The sequence below is a fragment of the Rhodococcus olei genome (assembly GCF_039540555.1).
In the GTDB taxonomy this organism is placed as follows: Bacteria; Actinomycetota; Actinomycetes; order Mycobacteriales; family Mycobacteriaceae; genus Rhodococcus_G; species Rhodococcus_G olei.
The window spans coordinates 16,717-38,678 of record NZ_BAABFB010000021.1 but is presented as its reverse complement, the minus strand read 5'-3'; the positions used below and the strand labels follow the sequence as shown (position 1 = coordinate 38,678).

The 21,962-nt window shown below is 70.6% G+C and carries 17 protein-coding genes; 9 read left to right on the top strand and 8 right to left on the bottom strand.

Annotated features, from left to right (window positions below; all coding sequences use genetic code 11):
* Positions 1-20 precede the first annotated feature (20 nt).
* The 4 genes from ABD951_RS04360 to ABD951_RS04345 all read right to left on the bottom strand — a co-directional run bounded on the left by ABD951_RS04360 (position 21) and on the right by ABD951_RS04345 (position 4,940).
* Positions 21-1,028 (bottom strand): NAD(P)H-dependent glycerol-3-phosphate dehydrogenase, encoded by a 1,008-nt coding sequence (locus ABD951_RS04360; protein WP_345342520.1) that lies wholly within the window; start codon positions 1,026-1,028, stop codon positions 21-23.
* 101 nt (positions 1,029-1,129) lie between these two features.
* Positions 1,130-1,768 carry a YdcF family protein gene (locus ABD951_RS04355; RefSeq protein ID WP_345342519.1) on the bottom strand — a complete coding sequence of 213 codons (639 nt, stop codon included), beginning with the start codon at positions 1,766-1,768 and terminating at the stop codon, positions 1,130-1,132.
* Positions 1,769-1,913: 145 nt separating this feature from the next.
* Positions 1,914-4,139 carry an MMPL family transporter gene (locus tag ABD951_RS04350; RefSeq protein ID WP_345342518.1) on the bottom strand — a complete coding sequence of 742 codons (2,226 nt, stop codon included), beginning with the start codon at positions 4,137-4,139 and terminating at the stop codon, positions 1,914-1,916.
* 285 nt (positions 4,140-4,424) lie between these two features.
* A complete protein-coding gene (locus ABD951_RS04345; protein ID WP_345342517.1) occupies positions 4,425-4,940 on the bottom strand; it encodes an Lrp/AsnC family transcriptional regulator in 516 nt (171 codons plus the stop codon).
* 117 nt (positions 4,941-5,057) lie between these two features.
* Between ABD951_RS04345 and ald the strand changes: the two genes are divergently transcribed.
* The 3 genes from ald (at position 5,058) to ABD951_RS04330 (ending at position 7,661) form a co-directional block, all read left to right on the top strand.
* Positions 5,058-6,158 carry an alanine dehydrogenase gene (gene ald, locus ABD951_RS04340; RefSeq protein ID WP_345342516.1) on the top strand — a complete coding sequence of 367 codons (1,101 nt, stop codon included), beginning with the start codon at positions 5,058-5,060 and terminating at the stop codon, positions 6,156-6,158.
* A 37-nt stretch (positions 6,159-6,195) separates the two neighbouring features.
* Positions 6,196-6,996, top strand: a complete 801-nt coding sequence (locus tag ABD951_RS04335; protein ID WP_345342515.1) for a crotonase/enoyl-CoA hydratase family protein — start codon at positions 6,196-6,198, stop codon at positions 6,994-6,996.
* Positions 6,997-7,064: 68 nt separating this feature from the next.
* On the top strand, positions 7,065-7,661 hold the full coding sequence (locus tag ABD951_RS04330) for a ribonuclease H family protein (RefSeq protein ID WP_345342514.1): 597 nt from the start codon (positions 7,065-7,067) through the stop codon (positions 7,659-7,661).
* Positions 7,662-7,671: 10 nt separating this feature from the next.
* Here the strand turns inward: ABD951_RS04330 and ABD951_RS04325 are convergent, their stop codons facing one another.
* The 3 genes from ABD951_RS04325 to ABD951_RS04315 all read right to left on the bottom strand — a co-directional run bounded on the left by ABD951_RS04325 (position 7,672) and on the right by ABD951_RS04315 (position 10,770).
* Positions 7,672-8,601, bottom strand: a complete 930-nt coding sequence (locus ABD951_RS04325; protein WP_345342513.1) for an amidohydrolase family protein — start codon at positions 8,599-8,601, stop codon at positions 7,672-7,674.
* Between the two features lie 409 nt (positions 8,602-9,010).
* Complete coding sequence (locus ABD951_RS04320; RefSeq protein ID WP_345342512.1) at positions 9,011-10,012, bottom strand: oxidoreductase; 1,002 nt, start codon at positions 10,010-10,012, stop codon at positions 9,011-9,013.
* 98 nt (positions 10,013-10,110) lie between these two features.
* Positions 10,111-10,770, bottom strand: coding sequence for a TetR/AcrR family transcriptional regulator (locus ABD951_RS04315; protein ID WP_345342511.1), 660 nt, complete (start codon positions 10,768-10,770; stop codon positions 10,111-10,113).
* Between the two features lie 97 nt (positions 10,771-10,867).
* On the opposite strand from ABD951_RS04315, the gene ABD951_RS04310 reads away from it, so the two are divergent.
* The 3 genes from ABD951_RS04310 (at position 10,868) to ABD951_RS04300 (ending at position 15,094) form a co-directional block, all read left to right on the top strand.
* Positions 10,868-11,599: an SDR family oxidoreductase gene (locus ABD951_RS04310; RefSeq protein ID WP_345342510.1), complete on the top strand. Its 732-nt coding sequence runs from the start codon at positions 10,868-10,870 to the stop codon at positions 11,597-11,599.
* Between the two features lie 35 nt (positions 11,600-11,634).
* Entirely contained in the window at positions 11,635-13,431 is a 1,797-nt protein-coding gene (locus tag ABD951_RS04305; protein ID WP_345342509.1) for an acyl-CoA dehydrogenase, read from the top strand.
* Positions 13,432-13,543: 112 nt separating this feature from the next.
* Positions 13,544-15,094 (top strand): AMP-binding protein, encoded by a 1,551-nt coding sequence (locus tag ABD951_RS04300; protein WP_345342508.1) that lies wholly within the window; start codon positions 13,544-13,546, stop codon positions 15,092-15,094.
* A gap of 30 nt (positions 15,095-15,124) precedes the next feature.
* Here ABD951_RS04300 and ABD951_RS04295 read toward each other — a convergent pair whose 3' ends face one another.
* A complete protein-coding gene (locus ABD951_RS04295) occupies positions 15,125-18,592 on the bottom strand; it encodes an indolepyruvate ferredoxin oxidoreductase family protein (protein ID WP_345342507.1) in 3,468 nt (1,155 codons plus the stop codon).
* Between the two features lie 160 nt (positions 18,593-18,752).
* On the opposite strand from ABD951_RS04295, the gene ABD951_RS04290 reads away from it, so the two are divergent.
* From ABD951_RS04290 to ABD951_RS04280, 3 genes are all read left to right on the top strand, one after another.
* Positions 18,753-19,265: an Lrp/AsnC family transcriptional regulator gene (locus ABD951_RS04290; RefSeq protein WP_345342506.1), complete on the top strand. Its 513-nt coding sequence runs from the start codon at positions 18,753-18,755 to the stop codon at positions 19,263-19,265.
* A 49-nt stretch (positions 19,266-19,314) separates the two neighbouring features.
* Positions 19,315-20,244, top strand: coding sequence for a DNA-3-methyladenine glycosylase family protein (locus ABD951_RS04285; protein ID WP_345342505.1), 930 nt, complete (start codon positions 19,315-19,317; stop codon positions 20,242-20,244).
* 369 nt (positions 20,245-20,613) lie between these two features.
* Positions 20,614-21,960, top strand: a complete 1,347-nt coding sequence (locus ABD951_RS04280) for an MFS transporter (RefSeq protein ID WP_345342504.1) — start codon at positions 20,614-20,616, stop codon at positions 21,958-21,960.
* Positions 21,961-21,962 lie beyond the last annotated feature (2 nt).

Genomic DNA, 21,962 nt, shown 5'->3' with positions numbered 1-21,962 from the left:
TGGCGTGACCTGACGTCCGCTCAGGCCAGGTCGTCCTCGTCCCCGGGGGCGACCCGCCTCAGCCCGCGGTAGGCCTCCTCGGGTGTGCAGCGGCCGGCGATGACGGCCTCGACCTCGGCGGCGATCGGCATCTCGACGCCGTGGTCGCGGGCCAGTTCCATCACCGTCGGTGCAGTCTTGACGCCCTCGGCGACCTGACCGAGTTTGGCGACGGCCTGCTCGGTCGTCAGTCCCTTCGCGAGGTACTCGCCGACCCGCCGGTTGCGGGAGGAGGGGCTGATGCAGGTGGCGATCAGGTCCCCGACCCCGGTCAGGCCGGCAAACGTGCGCGGATGCGCGCCCATTGCCTCGCCGAGCCGGATCATCTCGGCGAGACCGCGGGCGAGCACCATGGCGCGGGTGTTGTCGCCGACGCCGAGACCGTCGGCCATGCCCGACGCGATCGCGACGATGTTCTTGAGGATGCCGCCCAGTTCACAGCCGAGGACATCGGTGTTGCGGTACACGCGGAACACCGGCGAGGCGAACAGCGGCTGCAGCGCGCTGGCCACCCGCTCGTCCTGCATCGCGACGACCGTCGCCGCGGCCATGCCGTCGAGGATCTCCTTCGCGAGGTTCGGGCCCGCCATCAGCCCGACCGGATGACCGGGCAGGCATTCGGCGATCACCTCGGTCGGCCGCAGCCGGGTTCCCGGTTCCAGACCCTTCGCCAGCGACAGCACCGGCACCCAGGCCCGCACTTCGTTCGAGATCTCGCTCAGCGTCGTCCGCACCGCGTGCGAGGGCACCCCCACGACGAGGACGTCGGCCTCGTGTGCGGCTTCGACGATGTCGCCCGTGGCCCGCAGGTTCTTCGGCAGCGTCCGGTCGCCGAGATAGCGGGTGTTGCGGTGATCGGTGTTGATCTCGTCGGCGGAATCGGCGTCCCGAGCCCACAGCAGGGTCGGGGTGTTCCGCGTGGCGAGCGACGCCACCGTCGTCCCCCACGAACCTGCGCCGAGTACCACCACGCGTACGGGTCGAGCCATCAGCGATCACCCCAGAAGTCGTCGCGGGACCTCGGTTCAGGTTGTCACCGATCGTGTCCGCGTCGCCGGGAATTCGCCGAATCGGTTGCGATTCGGATCGTTCAGAACGGGGCCACCACCCCGGCGATCGGGATCCGGCCGGCGACCGCGGTCCGGAAGTCCACCATCGCGCGTTGCAGGTGGTCGGGGGAGGTGACCACGACGGCGCTGGCGGCTCCACGCTGGGCGAGGATGGCATTGGTGTTGCGTGCGTTCTCGACGGTCGACCGCGACGTGTTCTCCTCGGTGATCCGGAACCACGGGATCCCGTTCGCGATCAGCCATCCGCGCATCGCGCCGGCCTCGGTGACACCGTTCTGGGGCACGCCGCCGCTGACGATGATCGGGGACAGCGGGTAGCGCCGGGCGACCTGCAGCGCGGCCTGCAGCCGGGACACCAGCAGTGGCCGCATCGAGCCGTCGGGGAGCAGGCCCGCGCCGAGCACGACGATGTTGGTGCCGACCTGGTTCAGGTCGAGGTTGACCGGGAACTGGGTGGTCAGCGTCTCCATCCGGGTGCAGCCGACGATCGCGTCGCGCATCGGGGTCTGGCAGCCGCCGACGGTCGAGAGCACGCCGTTGATCAGCGTGGTCGGGGTGACGTCGGCCTGCGCGGTTGCCGGCAACACGGCCGCCGCGGCGGAGGCGACGAGGGCGGACAGCAGCAGACGGGTCCGGATCGTGCGTGAACGCTGTGACATGACACTCCTATTCGGATTCCCCGACCGAACGTTGTGACCGGGATCGAGTGTGCCGTAGTGACAGCGATCACGCATGAGCTACGAATGGTCGGCGCGTCGACACGGGCCCGAAGGGCCCACGACGCCCCGGACGCTCCGGCTGCCGTCAGCGTTCGGCGCGGGACAACGCGGACGGCCACCAGATCGGCCGGCCGATGTCGTGGGACAGGGCGGGGACGAGGACGCTGCGGACCACGATCGTGTCGAGCAGCACGCCGAATGCGACCGCGAACCCGACCTCGGCGAGGAACACCAGTGGCAGCACGCCGAGCACCGCGAACGTCGCGGCCAGCACGACGCCGGCCGAGGTGATGACTCCGCCGGTGACGGCGAGGCCGCGCAGGACTCCGGTCCGGGTGCCGTGCCGCTGGGCCTCCTCCCGCACCCGGGTCATCAGGAAGATGTTGTAGTCGATGCCGAGCGCGACCAGGAACACGAACGCGAACAGCGGAAACGCCGGATCGGCGCCGGCGAAGTGGAAGACGTGGGTGAAGAAGAACCCGCAGACGCCGAGGGTCGCGGCGAACGAGAGCACGACGGTCGCAATGAGGATGATCGGCGCCAGCAACGCCCTCAGGAGCACGGCGAGCACGACGAAGATCACGGCGAGCACGATCGGAATGATCAGGTTCCGGTCGTGCACCGACGCGGCCTGCACGTCGACCGTCGCGGCGGAGTTGCCCCCCACCAGCGCGTCGGCACCCGGCACCGCGTGCACGGCGTCCCGGAGCCGGCCGATCGTGGCGAGCGCCTCCGGCGAGTCGTACTGGTCGGCGAGCACCGCGTTCACAACCGTGCGGCCGTCGATGGGCTGCACCGTCAGGGCCGGCGGCGGACAGCCCGCCGGTGCGGTGGTGGCTCCGGCGCCCATGCCGAGCTTCGCCAGCTGCGCGAGCTTCGCGTAGTCGATCTGCAGGCACACCGACCCCGGCGCGGTGGACACCCCCGGTGTGGCCGCGGCCGCGGCCATCACCGCGTCCACCTGGTCCGCGTTGGTGACGATCACGGCAGGCGCGCCGGTCCCGGGATCGAAGTGCTCGTCGTAGATCTGCTGCCCCGTCACCGCGTCGGGGGTGTTGGTGAAGTTCTCGCTGGAGGTCAGCCCGGAGGTGTCCAGGCTGCCGATCCCGACCGCGAACAGCACGACCAGCAGCGCGGTGGCACCGATCCAGGCCGGTCGGTCGCGGCGCCCGACGGTGTCGGCGATCCGTCCCCACAGGCCGTGGGTGGCGAGGTCGGCGGCGTGGTCGACGCGCGGGATCCGCGGCCAGAACACCCAGCGCCCGGCGAGCGACAGGACCACCGGCAGGAACGTCATCATCACCAGATACGTGCATGCGATGCCGATCGCGGCGACGGGGCCGAGGCCCTTGTTCGAGTTCAGTTCGGAGAAGCCGAGGCACAGCAGGCCGAGGATGACGGTCACCGCCGACGCGGTGATCGCAGGCGCGGACTCGCGCCAGGCCCGGATCATCGCGTCGAAGCGGTTCTCGTACCCGTGCAGCTCCTCGCGATAGCGGGAGATCAGCAGCAACGCGTAGTCGGTGCCGGCACCGAGGACGAGCACCATCAGGATGCCCTGACTCTGACCGGTCAGCGTGACGACACCCGCCTTGGCGAGGAAGTAGATCAGCATCGAGGACAGCCCGAGCGCGAGCCCGGCCGACAGCAGCGGGAAGAACCACAGGACCGGCGACCGGTACACGACGAGCAGGATCGCGATGACGACGAGTACCGCGGCGAGCAGCAGGGTGCTGTCGAGCCCCTGGAAGGCGTCGATGAACGCGACCAGCAGTCCACCCGGACCGGCGGGAAGCACCTCGACTTCCGCGGTCGCGGCCGCCTTCGCGGCGTCCATCACCTGCTGTTCGGTGGCCGCGAGTTCGTCGCCGGTGACGTCGGTGCCGTCGGCCTTCGCGACGAGGGGAACGTACTGGGCGGCGGTGGTGCCGTCCGCGGAGTACTGCGTCGGCGTCATCCCGGTCGCGTCGACCCCGGGCACCTCGGCCACCGCCTTCGCGGCGCGGGCGATCGAGGCGCGGTCGTCGTCGGTGAGCGGGCCGTCCCGGTGGAAGACGACGAACCCGGGGATCGTCTGGACGGTGACGAATGCGGCCGCCTCGTTCGCCGCGACCGTCGACTCGGCCGAGGCGGGCAGGAAGGAGGCGTTGTCGTTCTTCTGGACCTCGGTGAGTTTGGCCTGATACGCACCACCGGCCCCGCCGGCGAGGAATGCGACCACCGCGAGCAGGAGAACGGCGACCACGGGCCACCCGCGGCGCGGTGTCGGGGGCTGCGCCGGAGCCTGGGTGTCGAGGTCCACGTCGGTCATCGGGTCTCCTCGAATGCACGGTTCGGGTAACACCAATGCGGTCAAGTACACCACGCCCTCCCGCCGCGCGAGCGGCGACGGATGCCGCCCGAACGTTCCCGGCGGCGGCCCGCGCGACCTGCCGCCCGGAGGGGGTCGAGTGCCGGACGTGATCGATCCGGACGTCGCGCCCGACAACAGGCGGGCCGGCGTTCCGGTGGCCGAGGATGGGGACCCCCGCCGGGTTCCCCGAATCCGTTGCCGGACAAGGTGATCAGGCGAGGATGTCACTGCTCGTCCGGGCGGCTACCGCCGCCCCCGCGTCCGGATGTGCTCGAAGATCAGGATCGTCTCGGTGGCCGCGACCTCGGGTCGCGCCGACAGGTGTTCGACGACGAAGTCGCGGAGGGCGGCCGTGTCACGCATCGCCACGTGCAGCAGGTAGTCGTCGGCGCCGGCGACGAAGTAGACGTCGAGCACGTCCGGGATCGTGGCCATGCGGTCGGCGAACTCGGCCATGTGGTGACGGGCGTCGGCGCGCAACCGGACCGCGATCATCGCCTCGAGGTCGCGGCCGAGCGCGGCCGGGTCGACCTCTGCGTGGAAGCCGCGGATCACCCCGCGGTCGATCAGTGATCGCACCCGCGCCAGGCAGGTGGACGGGGCGATGCCGGCGAGCTGGGCGAGCGCGATGTTCGGGGTGCGCGCGTCGCGGGTGAGCTGGGTGAGGATCAGGTGGTCGACCTCGTCGAGTCGGACCTGCCGAACATCGTTCGGCTGGCCGGCCGTGTCGGGCCTGGAAATCGAATCATCGACTGCCATATGACGAGAATAGAGAATTATCTGCAGTGATCTAGGCGATCCGCCGGCGGAAATTCATACTGGCAGTGGCGCCGATCGCGCCGATCAGTCACCAACGAAACCCCGAGGTCTCCCCACATGAGGATCGGAATCCCCCGCGAGCTCAAGATCCACGAGTATCGCGTCGCCATCACCCCTGCCGGCGTCCAGGAACTCGTCGCCCACGGCCACCAGGTACTGGTCGAGTCCGGCGCCGGCGCCGGCTCGTCGCTGCCCGACGACCACTACCGCGCCGCCGGGGCGCGCATCGTTCCCGACGCCGCCGACGTGTGGGCGGACGCGGACCTGGTTCTGAAGGTGAAAGAGCCTGTCGCGGAGGAGTATTCGCGAATGCGGGCCGGCCAGGTCCTGTTCACCTACCTGCACCTCGCCGCATCCCGGGAGTGCACCGACGCGTTGCTCGCCGCCGGGACCACGTCGATCGCCTACGAGACCGTCCGGTCCGCGGACGGGTCGCTGCCGCTGCTCGCTCCGATGAGCGAGGTCGCCGGGCGGCTGGCCCCACAGGTCGGCGCCTACCACCTGATGGCCAACGCCGGTGGGCGCGGCGTCCTGATGGGCGGCGTCCCGGGCGTTCGGCCCGCCGACGTGGTCGTGCTCGGCGGAGGTGTCGCCGGCCAGAACGCGACCGCGATCGCGGTCGGGATGCACGCCGACGTCACCGTCCTCGACGTCAACCCGGCCCGGCTGAGGGAGATCGACGAGCGCTACCGCGGGCGAGTGCGGACCCTGGCGTCCAACCGGTACGAGGTCGAGCGGGCGCTGCTCGGCGCGGATCTGGTGATCGGGGCGGTGCTGATCCCCGGTGCGCGGGCGCCGAAGCTGGTGACGAACGAACTGGTGGCGCGGATGCGTCCGGGCTCGGTGCTGGTGGACGTCGCCGTCGACCAGGGTGGCTGCTTCGAGGACACGCACCCGACGACGCACGCGGACCCGACGTTCCGGGTGCACGACTCGGTGTTCTACTGCGTCGCGAACATGCCCGGCGCGGTGCCGCGAACCTCGACGTTCGCGCTGACCAACGCCACCTTGCCGTACGCCGTCGCGCTCGCAGACCAGGGCTGGCGGCGCGCCACGGCGGCCGACCCGGCCCTCGCCGCGGGTCTGACCACCCACGACGGCGCCGTCCTGTCCGCCGCTGTCGCCGAGGCCCACGGCTACCTGGTCCACGCGGCCTAGCCGGGGCGGGCGCGCCCCGGTGCCTAAGGTGGGGCGCATGAGCGACGCGATCGAGATCCGGCGGGACGGCGACATCGTCACCTGGACGCTGAACCGACCGGACACCCGCAATGTCATCTCCGAGCCCGACATGGTGCAGGCCTTCGAGGAGGCCATCGCCGCGGTGAACGCCGACCGCACCGTCCGCGTCGTGGTCCTCGCCGCGAACGGTCCGGCGTTCTCCTCGGGCGGCAACGTCAAGCACATGCGGGACCGGGTCGGGATGTTCGGCGGTGCGCCCGCCGACCTGCGCGACGGCTACCGGAGCGGCATCCAGCGGATCCCGAAGGCGCTGTACCACTGCGAGATTCCGGTGATCGCCGCGGTGAACGGCCCGGCGATCGGTGCCGGGTGCGACCTCGCGCTGATGTGCGACATGCGGATCGCGTCGACCGCGGCGACCTTCGCGGAGAGCTTCGTCAAGCTCGGCATCATCCCCGGGGACGGCGGCGCGTGGCTGTTGCCGCGGGCGGTCGGGCTGGCGCGGGCGGCGGAGATGGCGTTCACCGGCGACGCGATCGACGCCGCGACCGCACTCGAGTGGGGGCTGGTGTCGCGGGTCGTCGACCCGGACGAGCTGCTGCCCGCCGCGCACGCGCTCGCGGCCCGGGTCGCCGCGAACCCGCCGCAGGCCCTGCGGATGACCAAGAAGCTGCTCCGCGAGGGCCAGCACCAGAGCCTCGAGTCGTTGCTCGAACTGTCGGCGGCGATGCAGGCGCTGGCGCACCACACCCGTGACCACCGGGAGGCGGTGGCGGCGATGCTGGAGAAGCGTGCTCCCGAATTCGTCGGCGAGTAGCCGTCGGCGAGTGGGAGATTGACCACGTCCTGCGCGTTTGTCGGTTCGCCACCGTAGAGTGTGCAACCGTGATCATCGTCAGTACGGACGGCTCCTGCCTGCGCAATCCCGGTGGAGCGATCGGGTGGGCGTGGGTGAACCATCAGGGTCCCAGCCGCTCGGGCGGCGAGCGGTCCGGCACCAACCAGATCGCCGAGCTCCGAGCCGTGCTCGAGGCGATCCGGGCGCATCCGGGGGATGAGCCGATGCTGATCGAGTCCGACTCCCAGTACGCGATCAAGTGTGCGTCCGAGTGGGTCGTGGGATGGAAGCGGAAGGGGTGGCGCACCTCCACCGGCGACCCGGTCAAGAACGTCGACCTGATCCGGGACATCGACGAGGCGCTGGCCGAACGGTCCGGTCCGGTCCGGTTCCGGTGGGTCCGCGGACACGTCGGCAACCACTACAACGAGGAGGCCGACCGCCTCGCGGGGGAGGCCGCACGCGCGGTCGCGGCGTCCACGGCGCATTCGCCGGCACGGCCCGCCACCCGGAAGCCCGCCGCCGGAACGGCCGGGTCGCCGGCGAAGAAGACCCGCCAGGTGCGTCGGCCGCAGGTGCCCACCGTCGACGCCGAACCCGGGTTGTTCGAGCTGCCCGAGACGATGGAGCTCACGCTCTTCTGACCGGAACCGGTCAGAGCGCGAACAGCCGCGCGGCGTTGTCGTGGCAGACGCCGCGGATCCACTCGTCACCGAGATCCAACCGCGCGACCGCATCGAGGGCGTGGATGTACGGGTACGGGATGTTCGGGAAGTCGCTGCCGAACAGGATCCGGTCGCCCAGATCACGCAGCCGCCGCGTGTCGGCGGGGTCGGACGGCCCCATCTCGCCGATGAAGTCGGTGAACGCCATCGTGGTGTCGAGCATGACGGACGCGTGCCGCACGGCCAGATCCAGGAACGCGCTGTACTCGGGCATGCCCATGTGGGCGACGATCAGACGCAGCCGCGGGTACCGGGCCATCAGCTTCTCGATCCGGTCCGGGCCGGTGAACCGGCCGGGTGCCGGGCCGGAACCGCAGTGGATGACGACCGGGACGCCCGCGTCCTCGAGTTGCCCCCAGACCTCGTCGAGCAGCGGGTCGTTGGGGTCGTAGTCGCCAACCTGGATGTGCGACTTGAACACTCGTGCGCCGGCGGCGAGTGCGTCGGCGACGTATCCGGGCGCACTCGGCTCCGGGTAGAAGGTGCTCGTGTGCAGACAGTCCGGGTTGCGGGCAGCGAACTCGACCGACCACTGGTTCAGCCACGCCGCCATGTCCGGCTTGTGCGGGTAGATCATCGACGTGAACGCCTGCACGCCGTAGGACCGGAGCCGGTCCAGGCGGACGTCCTCGTCGTGCCGGTACTGGATCGGCCACACCACGCCCGTCAGCGGCCCGGCGGAGTCGAAGTACGCCCACACCTTGTCCATCACCCGCTTCGGCATGAAATGGGTGTGGACGTCGATGATCCGCGCCAGCCCGTGGTCCTCGCGGAATCTGCGGACCGATTCCACGTCGGTGTGACGGTCGTCCGGGGCCTCCCGGTCGGGGCCGTTCTCCGTTTCGGGGGTTTCGCACATGTTGTCCACCCTGTCATGTCGCTGCCAATGTCCGGCGCTCGGTCGACAGCGGCGGGGTCGATGAATACCGTGACGGACGGTCCGTTCAATCGGATCGCCCGTGATGACGAAAGGACGTTCATGCTCACCACCGCGATCAACTGGATCCTCGGGTCGGTCGGCACCGTTGCTGCCGGCAGCAGCGGCTACCAGATTCAGCCCGGCACCCTGCCGTTCGGGAGCTGAGTCCCCCCGGGGGGTGAACGGGGGCGGTTGACCGGTCCGGTCGACCGCCCCCGCTCGCCTCCGGGTCGGCACCCGGTGTTTCCGCCCGAACGAGGGCGACCGCGGCCCGAGTCGCGGAGTGCCGCGCGCCCCGCCGCGGGTGGGTGGCGCGGCCGGTGCGGGGCGTCCAGGGGTCGGAGGCGGGTCAGAACGCGTCGGCCACGCGAACGACGGTCCGGCCGGACTGGCCGCCGCCACGGATTCGGTCGAGCACCGCGGTGACCTCGCCGATCGGCACCTCGTGCGTGAGCGCGTCCAGGTGACGGGGGCGCAGGTCCGTCGCGATCCGCTGCCACAGGGCGCGGCGGCGGTCGATCGGCAGCTGGACCGAGTCGATGCCCAGCAGATCCACCCCGCGCAGGATGAACGGCATCACCGTGGTGTGCAGGGCGGCGCCGCCCGTGAGACCGCTCGCGGCGACCGCGCCGCCGTACTTGACCATGCTGAGCACGTCCGCGAGCGTCGCGCCGCCGACGCAGTCCACGGCCGCCGCCCACTGCGCCTTGCCGAGCGGCCGGGGCTTCGCGTCCGGGTCGGCCGGCAGCCGGCCGATGACCTTCGCCGCACCGAGCGAGACGAGCAGCTCGTGTGCGTCGGGCTTCCCCGTCGACGCCACGACCTCGAAACCGGCTGCCGCGAGCAGGTCGACGCTGACGCTGCCGACCCCGCCGGTGGCGCCGGTCACCAGTACCGGGCCGTCGCTCGGAGTCAGCCCCCGGTCCAACAGCGCCTGCACGCTCATCGCCGCGGTGAACCCGGCCGTGCCGACCGTGGCGGCCTCCCGAGGCGTCAGGCCGGACAGCTTGACCACCCAGGCCGCCGGGATCCGCGCGTACTCGGCGTAGCCGCCGTGCCGGGCGGTACCGATGTCGTATCCGTGCGCGACGACCAGGTCGCCGGGGCCGAAGTCCGGGGACTCGGACGAGACGACCTCGCCGGCCAGGTCGATGCCCGGCACGATCGGGTACTCGCGCACCACGCCGCCGCGCGGGGTCACGGCGAGCGCGTCCTTGTAGTTCACGCTCGAATAGTGGACGCGGACGAGGACGTCGCCGGGCGGCAGCGCGGTCTCGTCGAGGGTTTCGTGGGACAGGGTGATCGCCCCGTCTGCTTCGCGGGCGACGAGGGCGGAGAAGGTGAGGGTCACCCTGTGGAGACTAGGGCGTGGCTCCGGCTCCGTCCGGGTGTGGCCCGGGTGCCGAACGGAGGGCCGGGAGACGCCCTGGGCGGGGGAGGTCGCGGCGCTCAGCGGCCGGGGCGCACGCCGAGCATGCTCGCGGCGAGCTCGGCGTACTGCGTGGCCAGCAGGTCCGGGTCGGTGCTGCGGCCCGGCTGGTACCAGCGGGCCACGTCGATGCCCATCGACAGGATCGCGCGGGCGGCGGTGGCGACGGCGGGCACGGTGAAGTCCCCGCTGTCGACGCCGGCCTGGATCTCTCGCCGCACGAATTGTTCTGTGTCGCGCCGGATGTCGGCGATCTCGGCGTAGTGCTCCTCGGTCAGCGCGGCGATCTCGTACTGCGCGACCCGGCAGGCCGTGTGGTAGCGCACGTGCCAGGTGGTGAAGGCCCGTACGACGGCGCGCATCCGGTCCGGTGGGGTGGACTCCTCGTCCGCCGCGGCACGGATGGCGTCGAGGACCCCGAGGTGTCCGGACCGGCTGACCGCATACAGTGCGGCCTCCTTCGACTTGAAGTGCACGTACAGGGCGGCCGGGCTCAGGCCCGCGCCCTCGGAGATGTGCCGGGTGGTGGTGGCGTGGTACCCGCGTTCGGCGAACGCGTGCATCGCGGAACCGATCAGCCGCCGCGCGACGTCGGAGTCGACCTCGGGGAACAGCATCGCGATCTCGGTGTCGAGGCCGGTCGGGTCGGCCTCGCTCGCGGTCGCGGGCGGCTTGCTCATTTGGGGCCTCTCTGCGTGGGTGCCGATGCCTTGACATCATGCACCACGCCCGCTCTACTAAGTGAGCGCTTAGTCACCCTCCTCGAAAGGTCACGCGATGAGCAACCTCTCCTTCGACTTCACCGGCCGCACCGTCGTGGTCACCGGTGCTGCCCGCGGCATCGGCAAGGAGCTGTCCCGGCAGTTCCGGGAGGCGGGGGCGACGGTGTTCATGGTCGACTTCGACGGTGCCGAACTCGACGCCGCCGCGGCGGAGGTGGGGGCGAAGGCCGCCCAGGCCGACGTGTCCGAGACCGAGGACGTCGAGCGCGTCGTGGCCACCGCGGTCGACGAGACCGGCCGGATCGACATTCTCGTCAACAACGCCGGCATCCTGCGTGACCGCGTGCTGTGGAAGCTCACCGACGACGACTGGGAGCAGGTCCTCGCCGTGCACGCCGGCGGCACCTTCCGGTTCACCCGCGCGTGCGTCCCGCACTTCCGTGCCCAGCAGTTCGGCCGCGTCGTGAACGTGACGTCCTACACCGGCCTGCACGGCAACCGGGGGCAGGCGAACTACGCGACCGCGAAGGCGGGCATCATCGGCTTCACCAAGACCGCGGCGAAGGAACTCGCCGCGTTCGGTGTCACCGTCAACGCGATCTCCCCGAACGCCGCGACGCGGATGACCGCATCGATCCCCGAGGAGAAGATCGCCGAGGTCACCGGCCCGATCCCGCGGTTCGCCGATCCCGCCGAGATGGCCGCCGCCGTTGCCTTCTTCGCGTCGGAGGAGGCCGGGTACATCACCGGTGTCGTCCTGCCTGTCGACGGCGGCCTGTCGATGTGACTCGTGGCGCAGCCACTTTTCGGAAGGATGTACCCATGACCACCGCACCGCTGTCCCGCCGCGATCTCGACTTCCTGCTCTACGAGTGGCTCGACGTCACGACGCTGACCGGTCGCAAGCGCTTTGCCGAGCACTCGAAGGAGACGTTCGACGCGGTGTTGGACCTGAGCGCCGACATGGCCGTCAAGCACTTCGCCCCGCACAACAAGAAGGCCGACGCCAACGAGCCGCACATGCTGCCGGACGGCTCGGTCGAGATGATCCCCGAGGTCGCCGAGGCGCTCCGGGTCTTCGGCGAGGCGGGCCTGATCGCCGGACAGTTCGACGAGGCGCTCGGTGGCATGCAGCTGCCCGCCGTCGTCGCCCGGGCGTCGCTGGCCTGGTTCCAGGCCGCCAACGCAGGCACCTCGGCGTACCCGTTCCTGACGATCGGGAACGCGAATCTCCTTGTCGCGCACGGCAGCCAGGAGCAGATCGACACCTACGTGCGGCCGATGCTCGAGGGGCGGTTCTTCGGCACCATGTGCCTGTCGGAGCCGCAGGCCGGGTCGTCGCTCGCCGACATCACCACCCGGGCGGTTCCCCGCGGCGACGGCACCTACCGGCTCACCGGCACCAAGATGTGGATCTCCGGCGGCGACCACGAGCTGACCGAGAACATCGTGCACCTGGTGCTCGCCAAGGTTCCGGGTGCCCCGGCGGGGGTCAAGGGCATCTCGCTGTTCGTCGTGCCGAAGAGGCTGGTGAACGCCGACGGCTCGACGGGCGAGCGCAACGACGTCACCCTCGTCGGCCTCAACCACAAGATGGGCAACCGCGGCACCACGAACACCCTGTTGAACTTCGGCGACGGCACCCACACGCCGGGTGGCGAGCCCGGCGCGGTCGGCTACCTGGTCGGCGAGGAGAACAAGGGCCTGTCCTACATGTTCCACATGATGAACGAGGCCCGGATCGGTGTCGGATTCGTGGCGATCTCGCTCGGCTACGCAGGCTACCTGCAGTCCGTCGACTACGCCGCCACCCGCACGCAGGGCCGCGCCGCCGACGACAAGGACCCCACCTCGGCGCCGGTGCCGATCAACCGCCACGCCGACGTGCGTCGAATGCTGTTGGCGCAGAAGGCGTACGTCGAGGGTGCGTTGGCGCTCGGGCTGTACTGCGCCAAGCTGGTCGACGACCAGGAGACCGCGGAGGGGGAGGCGGCGACGCGGGCCGGGCTGCTGCTCGACACCCTCACCCCGATCGTCAAGAGCTGGCCCTCGCAGTGGTGCCTCGAGGCGAACAGCCTCGCGATCCAGGTGCACGGCGGCTACGGCTACACCCGCGACTACGACGTCGAACAGTTCTACCGCGACAACCGGCTCAACCCGATCCACGAGGGTACGCACGGCATCCAGGGCCTGGACCTGCTGGGCCGCAAGGTGATCATGCAGGGCGGTGCCGGGCTGGCGGTGCTGGCGGAGGCGGTGGGTGCGACGATCGCGCGCGCCGGGTCCGTGGGCGGGCCGGCGGCCGAGTACGCGTCCCAGCTCGGCGCGGTGCTCGACCGGGTCGTCGCGACCACCGGGAGGCTTTGGGGTACGGGCGATCCCGCGGTCGCGCTGGCGAACTCGTCGGCCTACCTGGAGGCTTTCGGGCACATGGTGATCGCGTGGATGTGGCTCGAACAGGTGCTCGCGGCGGACGGCAGGTCCGGTGACTTCTACGAGGGCAAGCGGGCGGCCGCGCGGTACTTCTTCCGCTACGAGCTGCCGAAGACCGGACCGCAGCTGGATCTGCTCGACAGTCTGGACCGGACCCTGCTGGACGTGGACCCGGCCTGGTTCTGATCCGCGGCCGCGGCCGGACGCCGACGGTCACGAATGGGGCGGAAACCTTCCGCGCGGGCGACCTCCTGAGGTATGAACGACGAGAATTGACGTTCACTTCAGGAGGTCGTTCGTGTACGTGGGGAACTTTGCGGCCGTCACCCCGGACAAGCCGGCGATCATCCGGCCCGCCACCGGCGAGCAGCTCACCTATCGCGAGCTCGACGAGCGCTCCATCCGGCTGGCGAAATACCTGCGTGACGCCGGGCTGCGGCCGGGTGCCCACGTCGCGCTGATCGCGGGCAACGACCTGCGCGTGCTGGAGGTGTACTGGGCGGCGGTGCGTTCCGGCCTGTACATCACCGCGGTCAACTGGCACTTGACCCCGGCCGAGGCCGCGTACGTCGTCGACGACTGCGGCGCGACCGCGCTGGTGGTCGCGGCCGACGCCGCGTCGGCGGTCGACGTGAATCCCGGCGCCTTCCCGAACGTCATCCACCGCCTGGTCTTCGGCGGCACGCTAGACGGCTTCGACGACTACGAGGAGGCCCTCGAACGGTTCGACGCCTCGCCGCTCGCCGACCAGCCGCGCGGTTCGGACATGCTGTACTCCTCCGGCACCACCGGCCGGCCCAAGGGCATCAAGCCGCACCTGCCGGAGGGGCAGGTTCAGGACACGGCGGATCCGTACACGGCGGTGTTCGCCCCGATGTACGGCTTCGACAGCGACACCGTCTACCTCTGTCCCGCACCGCTGTATCACGCAGCGCCGCTGCGCTTCTGCGGCACGATCACGTCGGTCGGCGGGACGGTCGTCGTCATGGACCGGTTCGACCCCGAGGAGTCCCTCGCGCTGATCCAGCGGTACCGCGTCACCCACAGCCAGTGGGTGCCGACGATGTTCGTGCGGATGCTCAAGCTGCCGGTCGAGGTGCGCGAGCGCTACGACGTCTCGAGCACGAAGGTTGCCGTGCACGCGGCCGCCCCGTGCCCACCCGAGGTCAAGCGCGCGATGATCGACTGGTGGGGCCCGGTGATCCACGAGTACTACGCCTCCACCGAGGGCTCCGGTGCGACGTTCATCGACAGCGCCCAGGCGCTCGCGAAACCCGGATCGGTGGGCCGGGACGGGGTGCTGGGCATCGTGCACATCTGCGACGAGCTCGGGGTCGAGGTGCCGACGGGCCAGACCGGCACGGTGTGGTGGGAGCGGGAGGAGCGGCCGTTCGAGTACCACAACGCCCCGGAGAAGACCGAGGAGGCGACCCACCCCGCGCATCGGACGTGGACCACCAGCGGCGACATCGGCTACCTCGACGACGACCGTTTCCTGTATCTGACGGACCGGGCCGCGTTCACGATCATCTCGGGCGGCGTGAACATCTACCCGCAGGAGTCGGAGAACGTCCTGACCATGCACCCCAAGGTGTTCGACGCGGCGGTGATCGGCGTACCGAACGAGGAGATGGGGGAGGAGGTCAAGGCGGTCGTCCAGCTCGCGGACGGGTTCGAACCGAGCCCGGAGCTGGAACGCGAACTCCTCGAGTACGTGCGCGCCCGCGTCTCCCACTTCAAGGCGCCGCGGACCGTGGACTTCACCGACGACCTGCCCCGCACTCCCACCGGCAAGCTGGTCAAGCACCGGCTGCGGGCGCGGTACCTGACCGCGCCCGCAGATCGGTAGCCCCGACGCCCCGTCACCCGGGGTGACGGGTCAGGGGGTGACGCCCAGCTCCCGCAGGCGGTCCCGGTACAGCTCCACGTTGCCGAGCTTGACGGACTCGTAGCCCCGCACGAGGTCCGGGAGCCCGGCGATCTCGGCGGCCCGGTCGTACGAGTCGACGGTCAGCGTGGCCGCCAGCTCCCGCACGGTCGCGGTGTAGTGGGCCAGCAGCTCGCGTTCGACCCTGCGGACGTGGGCGTACCCGAACGGGTCGAGCTTGGTGCCCCGCAGCACCTTGCCCTTGGCGAGGAGCTTCAGTGCCACATGGGACTTCGGCCGGAGCCCGATCTTCTTGGTGCGGCCGAGCGCACGCAGCGCCGGCGGGTGCAGCTTGTAGGTCAGGTCCGTCCCGCCGGGCACCTGCGCCTGTACGTCCACGACGAAGGCGGGGTCGACCAGCATGCGGGCGACCTCGTACTCGTCCTTGTAGGCGGTGAACTTGTACAGGCCGCGGGCCACCGCCTCGGTGAAGGCGGTGCGGTCGGTGACCGAGCGCTCGGCCGCCCACACGGACTGCACCGTGTCGACGTACCGGCGGGCGACCCGCTCGGACTGGAAGTCCACCAGACGGGCGGCGCGCAGCTCCACGAGTCGCCGTACCTCACCGTCGAAGGTGGTGCCGGCCAACAGGTGCGCGGGAACCGGCCGGGGCGCCCGGGTGGTGGCCGGCTCGGTCGCGGCGCGGAACGCGGCCGGGTCGGCCACCGCGACCCGGCCCCACCGGAACGCGGCGACGTTGGCGTCGACGGCGACCCCGTTGATGCCGATCGCCTCCTCGATCGCCTCGGTGGGCAGGCGCAGGGCGCCGCTCTGAACGGCGGCGCCGATCAGCAGGAAGTTCGCCGCCGCGGTGCCCCCGAACAGTTCCTGGGCCGCGGCCAGTGCGTCGAACGACGTCAGGGTCCGTGCGACCGATCCGAGCCGGTCGAGCAGCTGCTGCTCGTCGGGGTAGCGAACCGACTTGTCGTACACCATGTCCCCGGTCGGGGTCTGACTGGTCGAGGCGACCACGACGGTCGTCGTGGGGTCGCCGTAGCCGAGGTTCTTGGCGTCGGTCGCGGTCAGCAGGTCGAACGCGATGATCGCGTCGGCGCTGCCCGGTGTGAGCCGGTTCGCGGGCTCGAGCGCTCCGGCGGAGAACCGCAGGTGCGAGACGACCGGGCCCGCCTTCTGGCTCAGACCGATCTGGTCGAGGGACTCGACCTCGAGGCCGGCGCGCAGCGCGGCCGTCGCCAGGACCTGGTTGACGGTGACGATGCCGGTGCCGCCGATGCCGGCCAGGAAGACGTTCTGCGTGCCGGTCGCGTCGGCGAGGCCCGGGTCGGCGACCGCGGGCGGCGTGGGACGGGACTTCTTGGCGGACTTGGCCTTCCCGGGAACGAGTTCGACGGTGACGAACGACGGGCAGTCGCCGTCGAGGCAGCTGTAGTCGGTGTTGCAGGACGTCTGGTCGATCCGGGTCTTGCGGCCGAACTCGGTGTCGACCGGTTGCACCGACAGGCAGTTGGACTTGGTGCCGCAGTCGCCGCAGCCCTCGCACACCTCCTCGTTGATCACCACCCGGGTGGTGCGCGCGGGCAGGGTGCCGCGCTTGCGCTGCCGACGCGCGTCGGCGGCGCAGTGCTGGTCGTAGATCAGGACGGTGACGCCCTCGATGTCGCGGAGCAGCCGCTGCGCCTCGTCGAGCCGGTCCCGGTCCCAGAGCAGAGTGCCCTTGGCGAGCGCTTTCCTGTTGTGCCGCTTGGGTTCGTCCGCGCAGATGATGATCTTCCGGACACCCTCGGTGGTGAGCTTGTGCGTCAGCTGCGCGACGGTCAGCATGCCCTCGGCGTCCTGTGCGCCGGTCATCGCGACGACCTCGTTGTAGAGCAGCTTGTAGGTGATGTTGACCCCGGCCGCCACACACGCCTGCACGGCGAGCTGGCCGGAGTGGAAGAACGTCCCGTCGCCGACGTTCTGGAACAGGTGCGGGATGTCGGTGAACGGAGCCTGCCCGATCCACTGGCTGCCCTCGCCGCCCATCTGGGTCAGCCCGGTGACCTTGCTGTCGTCCCGGTTCGAGATCGTCACCATCGTGTGGCAGCCGATGCCGCCACCGCCGATCGAGCCCTCCGGCAGGGCGGTGGAGCGGTTGTGCGGGCAGCCGCTGCAGAAGTAGGGGGTCCGCTTCGCGGACAGCACCTCGAGCGAGAGCTGGGGCGGGAGGGGCTTCTTCAGTTCGACGGTGTCGCGAAGTACGCGGCGCAGCGGCCCGAGCAGCCGGCCCGCGGTCAGCTCCCCGTCGACCGGCATCAGGGGCCGTCCGGCGGCGTCGCGCTTGCCGAGGATCTGCGGTGTGCGATCGGTGCCGTAGAGGATCTCGCGGATCTGCGTCTCGACGAACGCGGTCTTGTCCTCCACCACGACCAGTCGGTCGAGCCCGGCCGCGAACTCGCGGACCCGGTCGGGACCGAGCGGGGTCGGCATGCCGATGCGCAGCAACCGGATCCCGGCGCGGTGCATCGTCTGTTCGTCGACTCCGAGGTCGAGCAACGCCTGGCGCAGCGAGTCGAATGCGGTTCCGGTGGCGGCGAATCCGATCCGCGCGGACGCCGGGTCCACCTCGATCACGTCCAGGCCGTTGGCGGCGCCGTACGCGCGGACGATCTCGGCGCGCGGGCCGTACAGGTCCGCCTCGGCGATCACGCTGTCCGTCGGAACCGCCATCGGCCGCTGCAGGTACGTGAACGGCCGCCCCTCCCATTCGATCTCGGGGACCGTGATGTCGAGGTCCGCGACCGAACCGTCGAGGGTCCAGGCGCCGTCGGCGACGTCGGCGACGATCTTGAGCGCGACGATGCACCCCGACGCCCGGGACAGCGCGATGCCGTGCATGCCCATCGTGACCAGTTCGGCCGCGTTGCGCGGGAACAGGACGGGGATGCCGAGGGCGGCGAGGGAGCGTTCGCTGACGGCGGGGACCGTCGAGGACTTCGACGCCGGGTCGTCGCCGACGAGCAGCAGCATGCCGCCCCGGGCGCTGACGCCGTACATGTTGGCGTGCCGCAGGGCGTCGGTGGCGCGGTCCACGCCGGGGCCCTTGCCGTACCAGACGCCGACCACCCCGTCGTGGGTGGCGGTGCCGCCGAACGCGGTCAGGTCCGCCTGGCTGCCCCACACCGCGGTGGCCGCGAGCTCCTCGTTGAAGCCCGGCACGAACGTGATGTCGTGCTCGTCGAGGACCTTCGGCATGCCGCCCAGCATCTTGTCGACCCCGCCGAGGGGGCTGCCCTGGTAGCCGGAGACGAACGTCGCGACGCGCCGTCCGGCCCTCAGGTCGCGCATGTGCTGTTCGACGAGGAGTCGGGCGATGGCCTGTACCCCGGTGAGCAGGACCGGGCCCGCGCCGGGACGGTACCGGTCGTCCAGGTCGTACGGCGTGACGACTGCAGTCGTGGGGCGATCGGCGAGTTCGGTCATCTGCGGCCACCTGTTCCTATGTCGCTGTAGCGTCACCGGAGAAAATTCGGTCTTTCGGTGCAGCAATAATTGGCTCAGGTATCGGGCACGTCAACACTCGACGGAACAACGTGTCATCGTGCATAGTTATGACGTACATCACCCCCGAAAGGTCAGCATCGTGATCAGCATCGACAAGCTCGACGCCGCACTGCTCCAGCAGCTCACCGACGACCCCCGGGCCCAGATCATGGATCTCGCCACCCGGCTCGGCGTCGCACGCAACACGATCGCCTCCCGGATGCGCCGGCTGGAGGAGTCCGGGGTCGTGACCGGGTACCGGCCCGACGTGGATCTGTCGGTGCTCGGGCTGTCGGTGCAGGCCTTCGTCGGCGCCGAGTTGGAGCAGGGGCGCATCCAGGCGGTGATCGAGGAGCTCCGAGGTGTCCCGGAGGTGCTCGAGGTGCACACCACCACCGGGCGCGAGGACCTGTTGATCCGTATCGCTGCGCCGTCCCACGAGGAGTTGCTCCACGTCCTCGAGCGGATCCTCGGACTCGCCGGCGTCGCGCACACCACGACGACCCTCGCGCTGACGACGCCGGTCAAGTACCGCACCCAGCCGCTCGTCGACCACATCACGCGCGAGGCCGGCCACGGCCGGTCCGCCGCCGCCTACCGGGCGGACGACTGACCGGCACCGCCGGCCCGGTCCCGTCCGGCGCCCGCCTATCGTGGGGGTCATGACCGTCTCCGCTGCCGCGCCCGTGGAGACGCTGCACCGCAGCGGCCGGCCGCTGCTGCTGGCGGCCTCGCTTGCGACGCTCGGCCGCGGCAGGGGCGACCCGTGCCACCGCGTCACCCCGGACGGTGCGCTGTGGCGGACCTCCCTGATGCCGGCCGGCCCGGTCACGTACCGGCTCGTCCAGCGCGACCCGACGTCGGTGCACTGCCGGGCCTGGGGGCCCGGGGCCGTGGAGTTCGCCGACACCCTGCCGGATCTGCTCGGGGAACGGGACGAGGCAACGGGATTCGCGCCGCGGCACCCGAAGCTGGCCGAGGCGCACCGCCGGTGCCCCGGGCTGCGGATCCCGCGCACCGGCCGGGTCTTCGAGGTGCTGGTGCCGACGATCCTGGAACAGAAGGTGCACGGCATCGCCGCCCGGGCCTCCTGGCGACGGCTGGTCGGCGCGCACGGCGCCCCGGCTCCCGGACCGGCGCCGGCCGGGATGCGGGTGCCGCCGCCGGCCGAGGTGTGGCGCCGGATTCCGTCCTGGGAGTTCCACCGCGCGGGTGTCGACCCGAAGCGCTCCCGGGCGATCGTGACCGCCGCCGCGGTCGCCGACCGGCTCGAGCAGACGGTGGCGATGGCGCCCGAGGAGGCGGCGGCCCGGTTGCGCGCGGTACCCGGCATCGGGGTGTGGACCGCGGCCGAGGTCGCGCAGCGGGCGCTCGGCGACGCCGACGCGGTGTCGGTCGGCGACTTCCACCTGGCTGCGATGGTCGGGTGGTCACTGCTCGGACGTCCGCTCGACGACCCCGGCATGGTCGAGTACCTCGAACCGCTCCGGCCGCACCGGTACCGGGCGATCCGGCTGCTCGAGGTCACCGGTCAGGCGGTGAAGCCGAAGTTCGGGCCCCGGACTGCAGTCACGGACCATCGCTCGCACTGACCCTTGGACACGCGCGATGGTGGCGCGATCGTCCGCGCGAACTGTTCACGGATGCTGTTGCTCCGCCGTGTCCGTACGACGACGCCGAGTGGGCGCTGATCGCCGGCATCACCACGGCGGTGCCCCGTGGATGCCGTGAGCGGCCGCCCCCGGCCCGTTGTTGCGCAACATGATCAGTGCTTCGGCGCCGGGTATGTCGGTGGCGGCCAGTTCCGACCTACGCCTATAGGCGCAGCCGAACGGTTCGACCGCGTATTGCCGGTTGATGCTGCGCAGGAATTTGGATGTGATGTGGGAACTGCTCCAGTGGCCTCGATCACAGTCGATCGGGACGGTCCGCGGCCGAGCGCTCACATTTCGGAGGAATTCATGGTGCTGACGCAAGACCGCCCCAGCGAGACTGGGGCGCAGCCGAAGCGGCCGGCGAACCGGCAAGCGTGGGGCATCGTCGTGCTGCTCTTCCTGTTCTTCACGCTCAACTTCGCGGACAAGGCCGCAATCGGTCTCGGTAGTCGGCAGATCCGTGCGAGCCTCGGCCTGAGCGCGGGCCAGTACGGTCTGCTCGGCAGCGCCTTCTTCTGGCTGTTCGCGGTCGGCGCGGTCACCCTCACTGCCGTGCTCCGCAAGATCTCGTACACCTGGGGCGCCGGCCTGCTGATGCTCGCTTGGGTCGTCAGCATGCTTCCGCTGACGGTCCCGACATCGTTCGGTGTTCTCCTCGCGTGCCGAATCGCGTTGGGCTTCTTCGAAGGTCCCGCACACGCGCTGTGCCAGTCGATCGTCGCGGACCGATTCGCGCCCGACAAGAGGGCGACGGCCGGGGCCATGATCAACGCCGGGTCGTCGGTGGGTCCGCTGGTGGCCGCGCCGGTGCTGACCTGGGTGATCCTGACCTGGTCGTGGCATGCCGCCTTCATGGCCCTGGTGGTCGTCGGAGTGCTCTGGCTGATCGGGTGGTCCTGGTACACCGAGAAGCTGCCCTTCAAGCGGAGCGACGCGGCGGTCGAGGGCGGCGGGCAGGGCGAAGATCCCAACGGCAATATCGTGGTTCCGTTCCGCCGGCTGCTGACCCTGCAGAGTTTCTGGGGCCTGGTCCTCCTCTCGTTCGCCGGCTACCTCATCTCGTCGCTGAAGGTGGCGTGGCTGCCGGCGTACATGAACGAGGGCCTCGGGTACTCCGCGAGCACGGTCGGCATGCTGGTGACGCTGCCGTACATCGTCGCGGTCGTCGTCCTGCTCTCGGCGGGCCTGCTGTCCGGTCGGCTGATACGCAAGGGCTACACCTCGCGAGTCGCGCGCGGCTACGTCAGCGGCGCGTACCTGCTGGTCGGCGGTCTCTCGATGGTCGTGTTCACCCAGCTCCCGGCCGGGCCCGTGCAGTTGGTCTTCGTGATCGCGGCGTTCGCCGTCAACAGCGTCGCGTTCTCCGTCGCGTTCGCCGGGGCGTCGGACTTCCTGCCGGCCAGGCAGCGGGTGGCGTTCTTCGGGTGCATCATCGCGGCCTACAGCGTCGCAGGCATCGTCGCGCCGTTCGGCCTCGGCCTCATCGTCGAGCACGCGCCGAGCGCAGCACAGGGCTACTCGACCGGCTTCCTGTTCGTCGGCATCACCGTGTGCGTGCTCGGGATCGCCGGAGGCCTCATGCTCAACCCGGAGAAGGCCAAGGCGCGACTCGAGCAGCTGACCGCGCAGTACGCGGCACGAGAGGCGCAGTGATC